Raw genomic sequence first — 16,078 nt, forward strand, 5'->3', positions numbered from 1 at the left:
TATGCTATTACTCAACATCATTATGAATAATTCAACATTAAGATTCGACGATGGCATTAACATAACGCTTGAACAAATGTTACTGGCTAAAGAAAAGCGTGTACACCATCAGCAACAACTTTTTGCGCACTACCCTTATCCACTAATATCATTAAGTTTAGTAATACCGGGGCCAATCAAAAAAAGTAGTGGCACTGTATTCTTATTTAATGAAGCTGTACAAGCTATCTATCAGATGTTAAACCAACATAATATTTCTATTATCCATGAAAAACTTTGTGAAAGCATAACTGGTGATGAAGCATTATTATCAATTGATTATAACGTTGATATGCTTAAACAACTGTGTATAAAAATTGAGGAGAGGCATTTTTTAGGACGATTGTGGGACATTGACGTCATTGACCCTATTACACAAAAAAGTATTTCGCGCACTAAATTCGCACATTATTCGCGGCAATGTCTAGTTTGCCAAGATGATGCTAAAGTTTGTGGACGCAGCAAACGACATGCGATTAGTGAAATTCTTACTGCCATTACCAATAAAGTTAATGATTATCGAAATAGTTAGATTGAGATAGATATGTACAAAATGATATCAATAGAGTCGAAAAATAAGCCATTTTCCAACTCTATTGGTTAATTGATAAAGTTTAGATTTGCGCTAATGCCTGCTCTAAATCCCCAAGGAGATCATTGATGTCTTCAAGACCAACCGAAATACGTAATAATTGATCAGAGATACCTGCGGTTTTACGCGCTTCTGCACTAATACCTGAGTGTGTCATGGTAGCTGGATGACAAATTAAACTTTCTACACCGCCAAGCGATTGAGCTAGTGTGAAAATATTTAGTGCATGCAAAAATTTCGGCATAACATCGGCATCACCGACTAATTCAAAACTTAGCAGAGAGCCAAAGCCTTTTTGCTGTTTTTTAGCAATATCATGTCCAAGATTGGTTGGTATGGAAGGATGGAAAACTTTTGCAATTTTAGGGTGATTGGTTAAATATTCCACTACTTTTTGCGCATTTTCTTGTTGTAATCGAACTCTGGCAGCAAGCGTTCTGAGACCACGTAATAGTAAATAACTGTCGAATGATGAAGTTGACGTACCTATATTATTTGCCCACCATAATACGTCAGTTGCTAATTGTTGATCTTTAAATACCAATATTCCAGCAAGTAAATCGGAATGACCATTTAAAAATTTAGTACCAGAATGGCTGACAATATCCGCGCCAAGTTCTAACGGTTTTTGTAGAATCGGCGTCATGAAGGTGTTATCAACCAAAACCAATGCACCAACCGCATGAGCTTGGCGAGCGATCTCTGCTATATCAACAACTCGTAATAATGGGTTACTTGGTGATTCAACTAACACTAATTTAGGTTTTAGACTTAATGCTTCTTTTAAAGCGGCAGGATCTGATTGGTCTACAAATTTTGTTTTAAAATACCCTTTTTGGCTCAAACTATTAAATAATCGATAACTACCACCATAACAATCATGAGGTGCAACCACGACATCATTTGGCCCAAGTAAGGCTACACTGACTAAATGTATTGCTGACATACCGCAATTAGTTAAAATAGCATCTACCCCACCTTCTAATTTAGCGACGGTTTCTTCAACTAATCGCCTACTTGGATTGGATTTGCGACCATAATCAAACTTTCTTGGGGTGGCAAACTCTTCATAACGATAACATGTTGATGGCGTAATAACTGGAACTACGCTACCAAATTGATCATCTGTATTTAATCCGCCACGAACCGCTATAGTACCTTGACTAAAATTAGCACCTTGGCCTAAATTTTTAGAATTACTAGCCATAACAACCTTCCTTACCAAACATTTATTTATTTTTAGAACTCAGTAGTATAAGAATAACACAACAAAAAAAGACGTCAACATGTCTAGACGTCTAACTATCTTGGCGTATAGATTGCAGCTAAGCAAAAAAAACGTTAAAATTACCCACATTATTTGTGATGCGATTTGGTGAAAAAATATGATGGAATGGAACGGCGATTATATCAGCCCTTATGCCGAACACGGCAAAAAAAGCGAACAAGTAAAAAAAATAACAGTCTCAATTCCGTTGAAAGTACTGAAAATATTAACCGATGAACGTACAAGACGACAAGTAAATAACTTGCGCCACGCAACGAATAGTGAACTATTATGTGAAGCTTTTTTACATGCTTATACCGGTCAACCATTACCTTGTGATGAAGATTTACAAAAAGATCGTGATGATGGCATTCCACTACAAGCACAGAAAATGATGCGAGATTTGGGTATCGACCCTGATTTAATTGATGAATAATTGAGTTGTTAAAAAATAATAGCTACAAAAAAGGCGCTTTAAGCGCCTTTTTTAACAATGTTAGTGTAATAAATTTAGTTAGTGTAATAAACTTATTTTTTACCGCCAACCATTGCAAAACGTTGTTTGAATTTATCAACACGCCCGCCAGTTGCAACATCACGTTGTTTACCAGTATAAAACGGATGACATTCACCACAAACGTCAAGATGAATATCGTGACCAATTGTTGAATGAGTATTAATAACATTACCGCAAGAACAAGTTGCTTTAATTGCTTTATATTCTGGATGGATACCTTCTTTCATAATAAACCTCTAAAGTTTGTTCGTATCGCTATATAAATGGCTCAATCGCAAAATCTATACACCATACGAGTGTTAAATAACATGATAAGGGTGCGAATTATACGTCCTATATGAAAGATAATCAAGTAATAAAAGACCAAGCTAAACAGGTAACAGGCCTATAGTTATTTGAAGTTCAATCTTTTCTCCATTACGTAAAACTATTATGGGGACGATTGTTCCTGGTTTCAACTCTGCAATTTGATCCATTGTTTCAACTATTGATCTTACTGGTTTATTATCAACCATAATTAAAATATCATTTGCTTCAACACCAGCCTGTAATGACGGCCCTTCTGCATTGGTGACTAAAATACCTAAAACTTTAGGTGGATCGCTAGGATTTTGCGTTGGAGCAAACTCTAATCCGTCAATGCCGATATAACCTCGAATCACTTTACCATCTTGAATTAATTTATTCATAATTTTAACAGCCAATGCAGTTGGAATAGCAAAACCAATTCCTTCAGGAACATCGCTACCTAGATTTTTAGCAAATGTTAATGTGTTAATGCCAACCAATTCGCCTTTAGTATTAACTAATGCACCGCCTGAATTACCATGATTAATGGAAGCATCAGTTTGAATAAAGTTTTGTCGACGATAGGGACTTAATCCATCACGCCCTGTTGCACTAATAATACCTTGGGTAATCGTTTGACCAATATTGTATGGATTGCCAATAGCTAATACGACATCACCAATTTTCGGATCCCGTTTTGGATTGATATTGATGGTTGGAATATTAGTCGCTTCGATTTTTAGCACCGCAATATCAACCAACTTATCAGAGCCAACAGGCAATGCCTCAAAAATTCGACCATCTTGCAAAGCAACGATAATTTGCTCTGCGCCGACTACAACATGATAATTGGTGATGATATAACCATGCTCACTCATAATTACACCCGAACCAAGTGGTGTAATTGAACTATCTTGTGATTGTTTGGGAACAGAATTAATCGATCGGCTATATATATTGACCACTGCTGGCGCAGCAATCTTAACCGCATCAGAATAACTCATAGGTTGGTCATTAAAAATAGATCTTGAAAAATCAGATTGGGTTCCGTTTCTTAAGGAAGGGAAAATAATAAGCAACACTATCGCTAAAACAGTACCAATTAATATTGGCCAAAGAAACTTTTTAAGCATAATTATGATTAGCAAAATGAGAATGGTTGCTAGGATTCTATCATAACTAACTGCGGGTTAACACGAAGTTTTCGTCGATGCAAAGCATCGACGAAATATAGCCTAAAATCGCTTAGCGTAAGATAAGATACAGACGACTATCTCCTCTTATAATATTTAAAGCAATTGCTGAAGGATTACTATCAATAATTTTACGTAGTTCTGAAACACTATTGATTCTTGCTTTATTAACCCCAGTGATAAGATCACCTTCTTGTAAACTTAAACGAGAAGCAGGTGAATTTTTAGCAATACTTTTAATTAATACACCTTTTTGACCTCTTACATCACCATTGATAAGTGTCGCGCCATTAAGTGCTGGATGAATTGCTTTCGCTTCGGTAATTGTTTCATCACCATTTTTCAGTTTAACCTCAACAGAAATTTCTTTACCATCACGAATGATACCTAATTTGACAGTACGACCTGCCCCTGTTGTAGCGATTTTAGCGCGTAATTCTGCAAAACTATTAACCGGTTTGCCATCCATCGAAATGATGATATCACCAGATTTAATTCCAGCATCTTTCGCTGCAGAATCATTCATAACCTCACTAACAAAGGCACCTTTTTGTACGTCAAGATCAAAAGCTTTGGCAATATCTGAGGTCAATTCATTACCTTTAATGCCTAATACCCCGCGTTTAACTTCACCATATTCAATAAGTTGCGAAGTTAAACTTTTAACCATGTTGCTAGGTATCGCAAAACCAATCCCTACATTACCACCACTTGGCGCAATAATAGCCGTATTTATTCCAACTAGTTCACCATTTAAGTTAACTAAAGCACCACCAGAGTTACCTTGATTAATAGAGGCATCAGTTTGAATGAAATTTTCAAAGCCATTCATATTAAGCCCACTTCGTGCTAACGCTGAAATGATACCGGATGTGACTGTTTGACCGATACCAAATGGATTACCAATGGCAACCACATAATCACCCACTCGAGTTAAATCTGAGTCTGCCAGTTTAATTTCAGTTAATCTTTTAACATCATCCACTTGTAATAAAGCAATATCACTTTGTGGATCTTTACCAATTAATTTTGCTGGATATTCATGACCATCATTCAAGGCAACGATGATTTTATCGGCATTATCAATCACATGATTATTAGTAACAATATAACCTTTTTTCGCATCGATAATTACACCTGAGCCTAATCCTGAAAAAGTTCTTGATTGGCTATCAGGATAACCGAAAAATCGTCTAAATTCTTCCGGCATATTATTTTGCATTTGAGTTGTACCTTCAACTTTAATACTGACTACTGAAGGTAAAACAGTTTCCAACATTGGCGCTAACGATGGTTGCTGTTGGTTATTATCTGTTGGGATAAATGGAAATGCAGCATAAACATTGGATACTGTAGCTAAACTTAAACCTAAACCTAATGCTATTACGCTTAATAGTTTTTTGGGTTTTCTTAAGGAATGACTCATCGTAAAACTCTCTTATTTAAGGAATTTAATATTTAAAACACAGATTTCATTAGTATGATTTAACTAACAAATATTTAATATTAATTAAGATTTAATATCATCTGTTTTGAATAATCCAGAAGGATTATCTGAATAGTCTTTAGGCTGTTCTTCTAGTGTTAACTTGTTTTTGACACTTATATCCTTATTCGCTTCTAAATCTATCATTGGCATGTCATCAAAAGTCGAAAATTGCCCAGAAGTTTCGGCAATATGTTGATATAATCGACGAAATTCTTTAGCCATATTGTCTAATATTTCAGCGCTATGTGAAAAGTGTTTCACCATCATTTGCTTTTGAGATACTAATTCTTCTTGAGCTTGTTCGCATTCACGTTTAAGTTTGGCGTATTTACGGCCTTTTTGAGAAACAAAATTCATGAAAATCATACCTGCAATAAAACCAATAATAAGGCCAATGACAATATAGGTAATCATACTTTTGTCCATATTTCACTCCTGTATCTTTTCATTTGTTACTTCTAAATATTGTTCAACTTATTTTGCATGGTTAGCAAGTTTAATCAATTGTTTTTTTAGTTTTTCTGGCGCTTGCTCAGCCAATGCCTTTAAATATATAGCTGTTTGCACCGAAATCACACTGTTAATTTTAGCATTATTGTTAGAAAAATTAACAGATTGCGAATAATTTTTCGCAATAGTTGGATTGATCTTATATTGAATAGAGGATAGCGACGGTAAGATTTTTCCACGTATGCCTGAGATTAAATTACTTTGTTCATATTTTATTCTTGTTAACCAGTTAGCCGAACTAACCTCAAGAACAAGCACACCTTGACGGTAATTAGCAACTCTATAATGCTGATTTAAAGGTGTTGGAAGTAACTCATCAATAACTTTTGTTAATTGACTCAATGCCTGGGTTCTTTCTTTTATCTGGCATAATAAAGCACCTTGTGACAAAAGACTGGTCAACATTTTTGGTTCATTATCACGCATGAATTTGTCTTATCCTTCCTCTCTGCTAAAATTAATAAAAATAATTTTTAACCTAAAAAATTTAATGCTAAATAATTTACCTGATTTAGTTAAAAAAGTCGTGTAAAAAAATGATATTTACACTTTATTTGATCTATTGGAAATGAATAGAAAGGTGAAATAATTCAATTAATCAACCAACAATAATAGTTAGGATCAAAAATCTTGATCCTAACTATTGTACTTAATATTAATTATTTGTTAGTTATTAACGATTAATTACTGATACTGTTATTAACTTTGTTTTCTCGAATAAATGTCCAAAGCACAACTGCGCCAATTACATCGAAGAAAGCTAGAGCTATAAAGAAAGGGCCAAAACCAATTATGCCTACGAATGCACCAATGAAAAGGTTAAATATTAACTGCCCTGTCCAAGCACAAGCACCCGCCATACCAACAGCTGTCGCAACTTGATTTTTCTTGAATAAATCGCCACCTAAAGTCGATGCTACAGTCGATAATAATTGATGTGAAAAACCACCTAGGCTGATTAAAAATACTGCTAAGTATGGATTTTCGACAATACTAACAAAACCAATTGTCATCATTAATACTGCGCCGATAGTAAAGGTTATTAATCTTGAATTGATTAAAGATACTCCTCGGTCATTAAAATACTTCGCAACAAAACCACTTGCTAAACAACCTAGATCAGCCATTAAAAATGGTAACCAAACAAACATAGCAATTTCTTTTAAACTAAAATGCAGTGTTTCAACGAAGAAGATTGGCACCCAAAAATTAATTGTTCCCCACGCTGGGTCAGCAAGAAAACGTGCAATACCAATACCCCAGAAATTACGCTGAGTAAGAATTGTTGCAAGAGATACCTTCTCTTTTTGGTTATCGACGCCTAAATATTTTTCTTGTCCCGCTTCAATATACTCTCTCTCTTCAGGAGATAATATTTTTGAATCTTTAGGATCACGATAAAAAATAAACCATGCAAGCGCAGCAAATAATGCTAACGAGCCTGAAACAACAAAAGCGAACTGCCAACCTTGGAATAAAATACACCAAGCAATTAAAGGTGGCGCTAACATAGCACCAAAAGATGTCCCCATATTAAAGACACCTGACGCAATTCCTCTCTCTTTTGCTGGGAACCATGTCGTTGCGGTTTTTATTCCTGCCGGAATAGCTGATGCTTCACTAAAGCCCATCACGCCTCGCATGAAAGCTAAACCTTGCCATGTACCTGTCAAAGCATGCCCCATGGTTGCTAACCCCCAAATTACAGCACAGATAGCAAATCCAAGTCTAAGACCGATAGTATCAATAAAGAAGCCCATAATAGGTTGACCTATGGTGTAAGCTAATTGGAAAGCACTCACTATCCAAGAATATTGCTCTTTAGTAATACCAGTAGTTTCTAAAATCGTCGGCGCGGCAACACCCAATGCTGTTCGTTCAAGATAGTTGATAATTGTAATAGCACAGACTAGTAGAATCATGCACCATCTAAATTTTGGAATTTTTTTCATTTCGTATCCTTCGTCCTATTTAATGTTAAATCGTTTTATTGCTTTTTAGAAAAATAATGATTTGCATTGTTAAAACAAATATTGCTAATCATGTTGCCAACTAAGTCAAAATCAGCGGGAATTTCGCCATTAACCATCCAATTGCCGACTAGATTACAGAGAATACGTCTAAAATATTCATGTCTGGTAAATGATAAGAAACTACGAGAATCAGTTAGCATACCGACAAATTGACTTAATAATCCCATTTGAGAAAGTTGCATTAATTGGCGTTCCATCCCATCTTTCTGGTCATTGAACCACCAGCCCGAACCAAATTGAATTTTTCCGGCAATACCTGAACCTTGAAAGTTACCGGCCATCGTCGCTAGGACTTCATTATCTCGAGGGTTTAAGCAATACAAAATAGTTTTCGGTAGTTCATCCGTTAAGTCTAAAATACCTAATAATGAAGAGAGAGGTTCGGCAATTGGTCTATCGCCAATCGAGTCAAATCCAGCATCTGGACCCAGTAACTTAAACATTCTTTGATTATTATTACGTAGTGCACCTAAATGTAATTGCATAACCCAATTACGTTTATGATATTGCTTACCTAACCAAACCAGCACTGCAGTACTAAATTGAGCAATTTCTAATTCAGAAAGAGGTTGATTAGTAAGACGTTTAGTTAATATGTGATCGAGTTGTTTTTCTGGAGGAATATCGGCATAACGTAAAATTTCAATACCATGATCGGCGGCTTCACAGCCATGTTGTTCGAAATGATCTAGCCGCTTGGTTAATGCGCAAAGTAGTTTTTCAAAATTATTAATTTCAATATCAGCAACTTGGCCTAATTGAGCAATATAATCAACAAAACCAGTGAGTTCGATTTTAAAGACTTTATCTGGTCGCCAACTAGGCCTTACTTTCGTTTGTAATGAACTATCTAAGGCAATTTGTTTGTGATATTCAAGTGAATCAATAGGGTCATCTGTTGTGCCTACTGCTTTGACATTCATTTGCGTCAAAATACCACGAGTTGAAAATTCAGCCGTCGTTAATTTAGCATTTGCCTCTGTCCAAATTTTATCCGCTGTTTTTTCATTAAGAAGAATATCTTTTATACCAAATGGTCTTTTTAACTCTAAATGGGTCCAATGATAAATTGGATTTCCAAGCGTCAAAGGAACAACTTTTGCCCAGGTTAGATATTTTTCATAATCAGAGGCATCACCAGTAATAAATTTTTCATCGATACCTGCTGTGCGTAATACTCGCCATTTATAGTGATCACCAGCTAACCAAATTTCAGCTAAATTACTAAAGTTTTTATTTTCAGCAATATCTTTGGGTGGTAAATGGCAATGATAATCATATATAGGTTGATCTTTAGCGTAATCAAAATACAGTCTTTGCGCCGCATCAGTTTGTAATAAAAAGTTATCATCTAAGAATTTTTTCATTGTCTTCCGTCCAATTTATAAAGATATATCCTTAACAGTCCGTTTGGCTCCTTTCTCCATTAATGAAAGATAATGTTGAGTAACTTTGTCTTTAAATAATGCATTATTTGGTAGATCAGATCCAAAAACAGCTGCCAAACTTAGTAAGGTGTTAACTCTCTCTACACCGTCATCACTAGCAGCAACAAGTCGTTTCAATTCCTCAACCATTGGATCGCGAATATCAATTATTTGTTGATGATCATCGATACCACCAACATAACGCATCCACCCAGCTACGCCTAAAGCGAGTAATGAAAAATCAGAATTATGCTTGATATGCCAACGGATTGAATCAAGCATGCGTTGTGGTAATTTTTGGGTACCATCCATAGCAATTTGCCATGTTCGATGTTTTAGTGATGGATTACTAAATCTTTCAATAAGTTTTTCAGCATATTGTTGTAAATTAACGTGCGAAGGAACATTTAAGGTTGGTGCCTGTTGTTCCATCATTAATGATAAAGTCGCTTTTTTATAATTTTCGTCATTCATACAATCATTAATATGCTCATAACCAGCTAAATAACCTAAATAAGCTAAAAATGAATGGCTACCATTTAACATCCGAAGTTTCATTTCCTCATATGGAACAACATTATCAACAAATTCAGCACCAACTTCATTCCAATCTGGGCGAGCAGTCACAAAATTATCCTCAATAACCCACTGAATAAATGGCTCACAAGCAATACCACAAGGATCAAATACACCGCCTAATACCTCTTGAATTTCCTCTAAGGTTTCTGAAGTTGCAGCAGGAACAATACGGTCAACCATCGTACATGGGAAAGTTGTATTGCTTTCAATCCATTTGGCTAGCTGTGGATCACGGGCATTGGCTAAATCTAAAATAGCTTTGCGCAAAACTAAACCATTTTCTGGCATGTTATCGCAGGATAGTGCAGTAAATGATTTTAAACCTCGTTGCATTCTTCTATATAATGCTTCAACAATAACACCGGGAGCTGACATAGGTTTACTTGGTGATGCTAAATCGGTTTTAATTAATTCATTATTCAAATCCAATCCTGTCCCACCAGGCAACATACAATAACCTTTTTCTGTCACCGTTAATGAAACGATTTCCACTATCGGATCAGCCATTTTTTCTAAAATTGTTTCTATACCGTCAGTTGGAGCTAACAATGATTCTTTTACACTACCTATAATGTAGGCTTGTTTAGATGTTGCCCCTTTTTCTAATACTGTATAAAGATGATCTTGTTTGCGAATATCATTGATTAACTCTTCACCACCAACAATATTTACTTCACAAATAGCCCAATCACTATTGCCTTTATTTAACAGACGATCAGTAAATAATGCCTGATGTGCTCTATGAAAGGCGCCGAAACCAATATGAACAATACGAGCAGTCATCGTTTCCCTATTGTATAAAGGTTTATTCTTAATTGATTGTGGGGTTTTTAATAAATTGAGCATTTTACATACCATAATTAATTAGTTAACAACATTTATTGGTTAGACATATTTTCATTTGTTGACAAATTTTTCATCTATATTTTTTAATTTTTGTGACTTGAGTCACATTTTTTGGTTTATTTTATGAGGATGTCTGGTAAAATCTTTATAATACGTAACAATATTGGTACACCAATTTAACGGTATAATATATTTCTTTGATTATTAACTTAGAGGAGTTGTGATAATTAGCGTATAATTATCTTCAATAAACTTAATAGAATTCTGAGGATTATAGATTATGCCAAGGGTCAATCGACTCTATCAAAAAATTGGTAATGAGTTAAAATCATTATTAACTAGCGGCACCTTTAAAATTGGTGACCGACTACCACCAGAAAGAGATATTGCAGAAACCTTTAATGTTAGTAGAACGGTAGTTCGAGAAGCGTTAATTATGTTAGAGCTTGAAAAATTAGTTGCGGTAAAAAAAGGTTCTGGTGTTTATGTTATTGGTTTACCTGACGAGTTCTTATCTGAAAAAGATAGAGAAATAGAAGAAGAAGATTTTGGCCCATTTGAGCTGTTACAAGCAAGACAACTTCTTGAAAGTAACATCGCCGCATTTGCTGCGTCACAAATTGTAAAGTCCGATATTATTGAGTTAAGAACTATAATTGAACAAGAACGGCAAACTTTAGAACAAGAAGTACTTGATGACTATAGTGCTGATGAAATGTTTCATGTTGCAATAGCTCGCGCCACAAAAAACTCAATACTTGAACGTCTGTTAGAAGACTTATGGTCAAAACGTTCATCAAGTAAAATGTGGGACCAATTGCAAAGTAGAATAATTGATCATAGTTATCGAAAAAAATGGTTATATGATCATGAAAGAATTCTACAAGCATTACAATTAAAAGATTCAATGGCGGCACGCCACGCTATGTGGCAACACTTGGAAAATGTTAAACAAACATTAATGACTGTTTCTGACAGTGAAGATCCAAATTTTGATGGTTATTTATTTGACTCTATTCCAGTCACTATTGTTAACCAATAGAAACAAATATGCATTGTTTATGGATCTTCATTTTAGAATAAATTAGTAAATGAAGAATCATTGAGGAGATTTTAGATGGAACAAACAATGCGCTGGTTTGGGCCTAGTGATCCTGTATCATTGGCCGATATTAGACAATCTGGGGCAACAGGAATTGTTACAGCCTTACACCATATACCTAATGGTGAAGTTTGGACAATAGATGAGATTCAAAAACGAAAAAAAATGATTGAAGACAGTGGTCTTACTTGGTCTGTTGTTGAAAGTATTCCTGTTCATGAAGAAATTAAAACCCATTCTGGTAATGTTGAACAACATATTGCAAATTATCAACAGTCGATTCGTAATTTAGCTGCTTGTGGTATTGATACAGTTTGTTACAACTTTATGCCAGTGTTAGACTGGACTCGTACCGATCTTGGTTATCAATTACCGGATGGTTCTAAAGCATTACGTTTTGATCAAATTGCTTTTGCTGCATTTGATATTCATATTTTAAAACGACCTAATGCGGAGAAAGATTACATTCCAGAAGATATTCTGGCAGCAAAAAGTTATTTTGAACAAATGTCTCAAGCCGATAAAGATAAACTGGTTGGCAATATTATTGCTGGTTTACCTGGTGCTGAAGAAGGTTATTCACTCGATCAATTCCGAGCTCATCTTGCAACTTATGATGGAATTGATAAAGCTAAATTACGCGAAAATTTTGCCTATTTCTTAAAAGCTATAGTTCCAGTAGCTGAAGAAGTTGGTGTAGTTCTAACCGTTCATCCAGATGATCCTCCTAGACCAATTTTAGGTTTACCACGCATTGTTTCAACCATCGAAGATATGCAATGGATGAAAGAGACTGTTGATAGTATCCATAACGGGTTCTGTTTCTGTACTGGTTCTTATGGTGTTCGTAGCGATAATGATCTTGTGACAATGGCGGAAAAATTTGCTGATCGAGTTCATTTTATTCATTTACGCGCAACAGTTCGTGAAAATAATCCATTATCTTTCCATGAAGGCGATCATTTAGCTGGTGATGTTGATATGTATGGAGTAATAAAAGTACTTATTGCTGAAGAAGAACGACGTAAAAAAGCGGGAATTAAACGTTCAATACCGGTTCGTCCAGATCACGGTCACCAAATGCTTGACGATCTTAATAAAAAAACTAATCCAGGTTATTCGGCGATAGGCCGCTTAAGAGGTTTAGCAGAAATTCGTGGCGTTGAATATGCAATTAGGCGTGCATTGTTTGAGTAAAACTTAATTATCTTAGTTATCTTAGTTAAAGAGCCCATAATAATGGGCTTTTTTATTTTCTTAATTTGGCACATAAAAATAGCGTGATATACACGCTATTTTTCTTATATTGTTAGGAAGATTTTATTATAACTAATTATTTTGCATAATTAATTATCGATATTTACTATTTAGAACACCTTTAAATCAAATTGAAGAATAAAATTCATAGATTAAATTCTTCGTTTAAACTAATGTTCAATGATTTAAGTCTAATTAATAGAGGCTGTATTATAATTGGTAAACCAAATAATACTACTATTTTTAACCAATATATTGCAGAATTTGTTAAATAACGTGACACAAATCACATTACTTGTACAAATTGGTATAATAAATTTTTATAGTAAAAAAATCAATCCGTTTAAATTAATAATTAAATAATTTCAAAAAAGAATATTCAATAAAAGCAGAAGTTATCTTTGTACACCCTTAATTCGATATTACAAAAAATGCTATTAGTTAATTGTAGCTTTGACACTATTTATATTTAACCGCTATACTTTAGGGGATATTTTCTACATCTATATCGTTAAGCAGTTTTTTAATAAGCAGTTTAAACATAAGGGGTGTAAAATGGGTATCTTAAATAATATTTTTTCTAAAATATTTCCAAGCGCACAGGCCGCTGTAGGTCATGCAAAAGACGCGGTGAAAGAGCAAGTTGATAAAATCACTGACACCGTCAAAGACAAAACTTCTAGCAATACCGGTAATAATAGTAATTCCGATCAAAATCAACAAAGTTCCACAGAAAACAAAACGCCTATATCTCAAGTCGACGTTATGTCAATTTTGGATAATTTGGCAAAAAAATTTCCTGAAAAGCTTAACTGGAAAACCTCAATTGTTGATTTATTGAAATTACTAGGTATTGATAACAGTTTAGATGCACGCAAAAAATTAGCAACTGAACTTAATTATACTGGTAGCACAGACGATACAGCCGCAATGAACACATGGTTAATCAAAGAAGTGATGAAAAAAATTGCAGAAAAAGGCGGTAACGTTTCTCACTTATTTTCTTAGTCTGAATGGATACGTGATTTGTTATCCACCTGTTCATCAGGTGGATTTTTTATATTGAGTTGATTACAAGAAAGGCTATTCAGACAAATTTAGGCTTTGAATGAATGCAGACGATTCATCGCGCTTTCTATGCCATCAGTTAATAGAATATTGGTGCAATATACTGATTCATCAATAGCTTTATCAATTAACTCTTGTTCAGGTTTAGATGGTTTATTTAATACATAACCGACAACTTTATTTTTATCTCCTGGATGCCCAATTCCAATTCTTAATCGATAAAAATTCAGATTATTGCCAAGTTTACTGGCAATATCTTTCAAGCCATTATGACCACCATGACTACCGCCAAATTTCAATTTAGCGATACCTGGATTGAGATCTAACTCATCATGAGCAACTAATATCTCATCAGGCTGAATTTGATAAAAAGACGCCATTGCTTGAACCGCTTTACCACTCAAATTCATAAAGGTTGTTGGTACCAACAAACGGACATCATGACCATTAAGATTAATTCGGGTAGTGTATCCAAAAAATTTAGGATCATTTTTTAACGGTTGATTATAACGTTCAGCAAGAAGATCAACATACCAAGCACCAGCATTATGGCGAGTTGCAGCATATTCGTTACCAGGATTTGCTAAACCTACAATAAGTTTGATTGTTGTCATAATAGTTTAATCATTAATTATTCGATTATTAGTAAAAAGCCCCTATAAGGGGCATTTATCTAATTGGCAAGAAAAGATTATTGATGGAACATTGCTGAAATTGATTCTTCATTACTAATACGTCGAATTGCTTCAGCAAGCATGCCTGATAATGTAAGTTGACGCACATTATTTAATCCTTTAACTTCAGCAGTTAATGGAATTGTGTCACAAACTACGATTTCATCAATGGCAGAATTTTTAATGTTACTAACCGCTTTTCCTGAGAAAATCGGGTGAGTAGCATAAGCGAAAACACGTTTTGCACCACGAGCTTTTAATGCATCAGCTGCTTTACAAAGCGTTCCAGCAGTATCGATCATGTCATCAACTAAAATACAATCTCGGTCTGCAACATCACCAATAATATTCATCACTTCTGCTTCATTAGCACGTTGACGGCGTTTATCAATAATCGCCATATCTGTATCATTTAAAAGTTTGGCTATCGCACGAGCTCGAACCACACCACCAATATCCGGAGATACCACGATTGGGCGTTCAAAATCACGTTGTAACATATCTTCTAAAATCACTGGACTACCAAATACATTATCAACTGGTACATCAAAAAAGCCTTGAATCTGTTCAGCATGAAGATCAACAGTTAAAACCCTATCAACACCAACAGTTGATAAAAAGTCTGCAACAACTTTGGCAGTAATAGGAACTCGAGCTGAACGCACTCGGCGATCTTGCCTTGCATATCCAAAATAAGGAATAACAGCAGTAATACGACCGGCAGATGCTCGACGCATTGCATCAATCATTACTAATAATTCCATTAAATTGTCATTTGTAGGCGCACAAGTTGATTGGATAATAAAAACATCTTCACCACGGACATTTTCATTAATTTGGACATTGACTTCACCGTCACTAAAACGGCTAACAATAATATCACCAAGGGAAGTATAAAGACGATTAGCTATACGTTTTGCTAGTTCGGGTGTGGCGTTACCAGCAAACAGCTTCATATCAGGCACGAGAAATCCTCAAGCATGTAATCATGATTACATAAAACGTAATCGGTTAAATCGGAGTTATAATTATATAATCATTTACAGATCATCCTCAACCAGATTATAAAAAATTCTTACAAATATTTTATATCTGTCACAATTATACATAGAAAAATAAGTTAACAAGATGTTTTTTGAAGTGGATTAAAAATCGGTTAAACTACTATACAACAAAGGTAAACAATCACCTTGATAA

16 protein-coding genes are annotated in these 16,078 nt (G+C 34.8%); 5 read left to right on the plus strand and 11 right to left on the minus strand.

From position 1 onward, the window contains the following. Positions 1-22: 22 nt before the first annotated feature. Complete coding sequence (gene citX, locus DKK79_RS10990) at positions 23-571, plus strand: citrate lyase holo-[acyl-carrier protein] synthase (RefSeq protein ID WP_181415310.1); 549 nt, start codon at positions 23-25, stop codon at positions 569-571. A gap of 82 nt (positions 572-653) precedes the next feature. Here the strand turns inward: citX and metB are convergent, their stop codons facing one another. After that, positions 654-1,838, minus strand: a complete 1,185-nt coding sequence (gene metB / locus DKK79_RS10995; protein WP_110424134.1) for a cystathionine gamma-synthase — start codon at positions 1,836-1,838, stop codon at positions 654-656. Between the two features lie 178 nt (positions 1,839-2,016). Between metB and metJ the strand changes: the two genes are divergently transcribed. After that, positions 2,017-2,334, plus strand: coding sequence for a met regulon transcriptional regulator MetJ (gene metJ, locus DKK79_RS11000; RefSeq protein ID WP_034883394.1), 318 nt, complete (start codon positions 2,017-2,019; stop codon positions 2,332-2,334). 92 nt (positions 2,335-2,426) lie between these two features. On the opposite strand, the gene rpmE is transcribed toward metJ, so the two are convergent. The 8 genes from rpmE to DKK79_RS11040 all read right to left on the minus strand — a co-directional run bounded on the left by rpmE (position 2,427) and on the right by DKK79_RS11040 (position 10,780). Next, the gene (rpmE, locus tag DKK79_RS11005; protein WP_034883381.1) at positions 2,427-2,642 is read right to left on the minus strand and encodes a 50S ribosomal protein L31; all 216 of its coding nucleotides are present in this window, start codon (positions 2,640-2,642) and stop codon (positions 2,427-2,429) included. A 141-nt stretch (positions 2,643-2,783) separates the two neighbouring features. Further along, on the minus strand, positions 2,784-3,836 hold the full coding sequence (gene degS / locus DKK79_RS11010; protein ID WP_110424135.1) for an outer membrane-stress sensor serine endopeptidase DegS: 1,053 nt from the start codon (positions 3,834-3,836) through the stop codon (positions 2,784-2,786). A gap of 112 nt (positions 3,837-3,948) precedes the next feature. Beyond that, complete coding sequence (locus DKK79_RS11015; protein WP_110424136.1) at positions 3,949-5,322, minus strand: Do family serine endopeptidase; 1,374 nt, start codon at positions 5,320-5,322, stop codon at positions 3,949-3,951. A gap of 84 nt (positions 5,323-5,406) precedes the next feature. Then, positions 5,407-5,811: a YhcB family protein gene (locus tag DKK79_RS11020; protein ID WP_034883377.1), complete on the minus strand. Its 405-nt coding sequence runs from the start codon at positions 5,809-5,811 to the stop codon at positions 5,407-5,409. Positions 5,812-5,859: 48 nt separating this feature from the next. Continuing rightward, complete coding sequence (locus DKK79_RS11025) at positions 5,860-6,321, minus strand: DUF721 domain-containing protein (RefSeq protein WP_034883376.1); 462 nt, start codon at positions 6,319-6,321, stop codon at positions 5,860-5,862. A 254-nt stretch (positions 6,322-6,575) separates the two neighbouring features. Then, positions 6,576-7,847 carry an MFS transporter gene (locus DKK79_RS11030; RefSeq protein ID WP_110424137.1) on the minus strand — a complete coding sequence of 424 codons (1,272 nt, stop codon included), beginning with the start codon at positions 7,845-7,847 and terminating at the stop codon, positions 6,576-6,578. Positions 7,848-7,882: 35 nt separating this feature from the next. Beyond that, on the minus strand, positions 7,883-9,295 hold the full coding sequence (gene uxaC, locus DKK79_RS11035; RefSeq protein ID WP_110424138.1) for a glucuronate isomerase: 1,413 nt from the start codon (positions 9,293-9,295) through the stop codon (positions 7,883-7,885). A gap of 15 nt (positions 9,296-9,310) precedes the next feature. Next, positions 9,311-10,780 carry a mannitol dehydrogenase family protein gene (locus tag DKK79_RS11040; protein WP_110424139.1) on the minus strand — a complete coding sequence of 490 codons (1,470 nt, stop codon included), beginning with the start codon at positions 10,778-10,780 and terminating at the stop codon, positions 9,311-9,313. A 280-nt stretch (positions 10,781-11,060) separates the two neighbouring features. Between DKK79_RS11040 and DKK79_RS11045 the strand changes: the two genes are divergently transcribed. From DKK79_RS11045 to DKK79_RS11055, 3 genes are all read left to right on the plus strand, one after another. After that, positions 11,061-11,822 carry a GntR family transcriptional regulator gene (locus DKK79_RS11045; protein WP_034883369.1) on the plus strand — a complete coding sequence of 254 codons (762 nt, stop codon included), beginning with the start codon at positions 11,061-11,063 and terminating at the stop codon, positions 11,820-11,822. A 75-nt stretch (positions 11,823-11,897) separates the two neighbouring features. Next, on the plus strand, positions 11,898-13,079 hold the full coding sequence (gene uxuA / locus DKK79_RS11050) for a mannonate dehydratase (protein WP_110424140.1): 1,182 nt from the start codon (positions 11,898-11,900) through the stop codon (positions 13,077-13,079). A 615-nt stretch (positions 13,080-13,694) separates the two neighbouring features. After that, entirely contained in the window at positions 13,695-14,147 is a 453-nt protein-coding gene (locus DKK79_RS11055) for a DUF3597 domain-containing protein (RefSeq protein WP_110424141.1), read from the plus strand. An 89-nt stretch (positions 14,148-14,236) separates the two neighbouring features. Here DKK79_RS11055 and pth read toward each other — a convergent pair whose 3' ends face one another. Next, the gene (gene pth, locus DKK79_RS11060; RefSeq protein WP_110424142.1) at positions 14,237-14,821 is read right to left on the minus strand and encodes an aminoacyl-tRNA hydrolase; all 585 of its coding nucleotides are present in this window, start codon (positions 14,819-14,821) and stop codon (positions 14,237-14,239) included. Positions 14,822-14,898: 77 nt separating this feature from the next. Continuing rightward, positions 14,899-15,846 (minus strand): ribose-phosphate pyrophosphokinase, encoded by a 948-nt coding sequence (locus DKK79_RS11065; protein WP_034883364.1) that lies wholly within the window; start codon positions 15,844-15,846, stop codon positions 14,899-14,901. Positions 15,847-16,078: the final 232 nt, after the last annotated feature.

It is taken from the genome of Gilliamella apicola (assembly GCF_003202915.1).
Taxonomy (GTDB): Bacteria; Pseudomonadota; Gammaproteobacteria; order Enterobacterales; family Orbaceae; genus Gilliamella; species Gilliamella apicola_Q.

Excerpts from the sequence above, each read along its gene's own strand:
- DKK79_RS11045 (WP_034883369.1), top strand. The coding sequence starts at position 11,061 with ATGCCAAGGGTCAATCGACTCTATCAAAAAATTGGTAATGAGTTAAAA.
- DKK79_RS11040 (WP_110424139.1), bottom strand. The coding sequence starts at position 10,780 with ATGCTCAATTTATTAAAAACCCCACAATCAATTAAGAATAAACCTTTA.
- citX (WP_181415310.1), top strand. The coding sequence starts at position 23 with ATGAATAATTCAACATTAAGATTCGACGATGGCATTAACATAACGCTT.
- rpmE (WP_034883381.1), bottom strand. The coding sequence starts at position 2,642 with ATGAAAGAAGGTATCCATCCAGAATATAAAGCAATTAAAGCAACTTGT.
- metJ (WP_034883394.1), top strand. The coding sequence starts at position 2,017 with ATGATGGAATGGAACGGCGATTATATCAGCCCTTATGCCGAACACGGC.
- metB (WP_110424134.1), bottom strand. The coding sequence starts at position 1,838 with ATGGCTAGTAATTCTAAAAATTTAGGCCAAGGTGCTAATTTTAGTCAA.
- pth (WP_110424142.1), bottom strand. The coding sequence starts at position 14,821 with ATGACAACAATCAAACTTATTGTAGGTTTAGCAAATCCTGGTAACGAA.
- DKK79_RS11055 (WP_110424141.1), top strand. The coding sequence starts at position 13,695 with ATGGGTATCTTAAATAATATTTTTTCTAAAATATTTCCAAGCGCACAG.
- DKK79_RS11015 (WP_110424136.1), bottom strand. The coding sequence starts at position 5,322 with ATGAGTCATTCCTTAAGAAAACCCAAAAAACTATTAAGCGTAATAGCA.
- uxuA (WP_110424140.1), top strand. The coding sequence starts at position 11,898 with ATGGAACAAACAATGCGCTGGTTTGGGCCTAGTGATCCTGTATCATTG.
- uxaC (WP_110424138.1), bottom strand. The coding sequence starts at position 9,295 with ATGAAAAAATTCTTAGATGATAACTTTTTATTACAAACTGATGCGGCG.
- DKK79_RS11025 (WP_034883376.1), bottom strand. The coding sequence starts at position 6,321 with ATGCGTGATAATGAACCAAAAATGTTGACCAGTCTTTTGTCACAAGGT.
- degS (WP_110424135.1), bottom strand. The coding sequence starts at position 3,836 with ATGCTTAAAAAGTTTCTTTGGCCAATATTAATTGGTACTGTTTTAGCG.
- DKK79_RS11020 (WP_034883377.1), bottom strand. The coding sequence starts at position 5,811 with ATGGACAAAAGTATGATTACCTATATTGTCATTGGCCTTATTATTGGT.
- DKK79_RS11030 (WP_110424137.1), bottom strand. The coding sequence starts at position 7,847 with ATGAAAAAAATTCCAAAATTTAGATGGTGCATGATTCTACTAGTCTGT.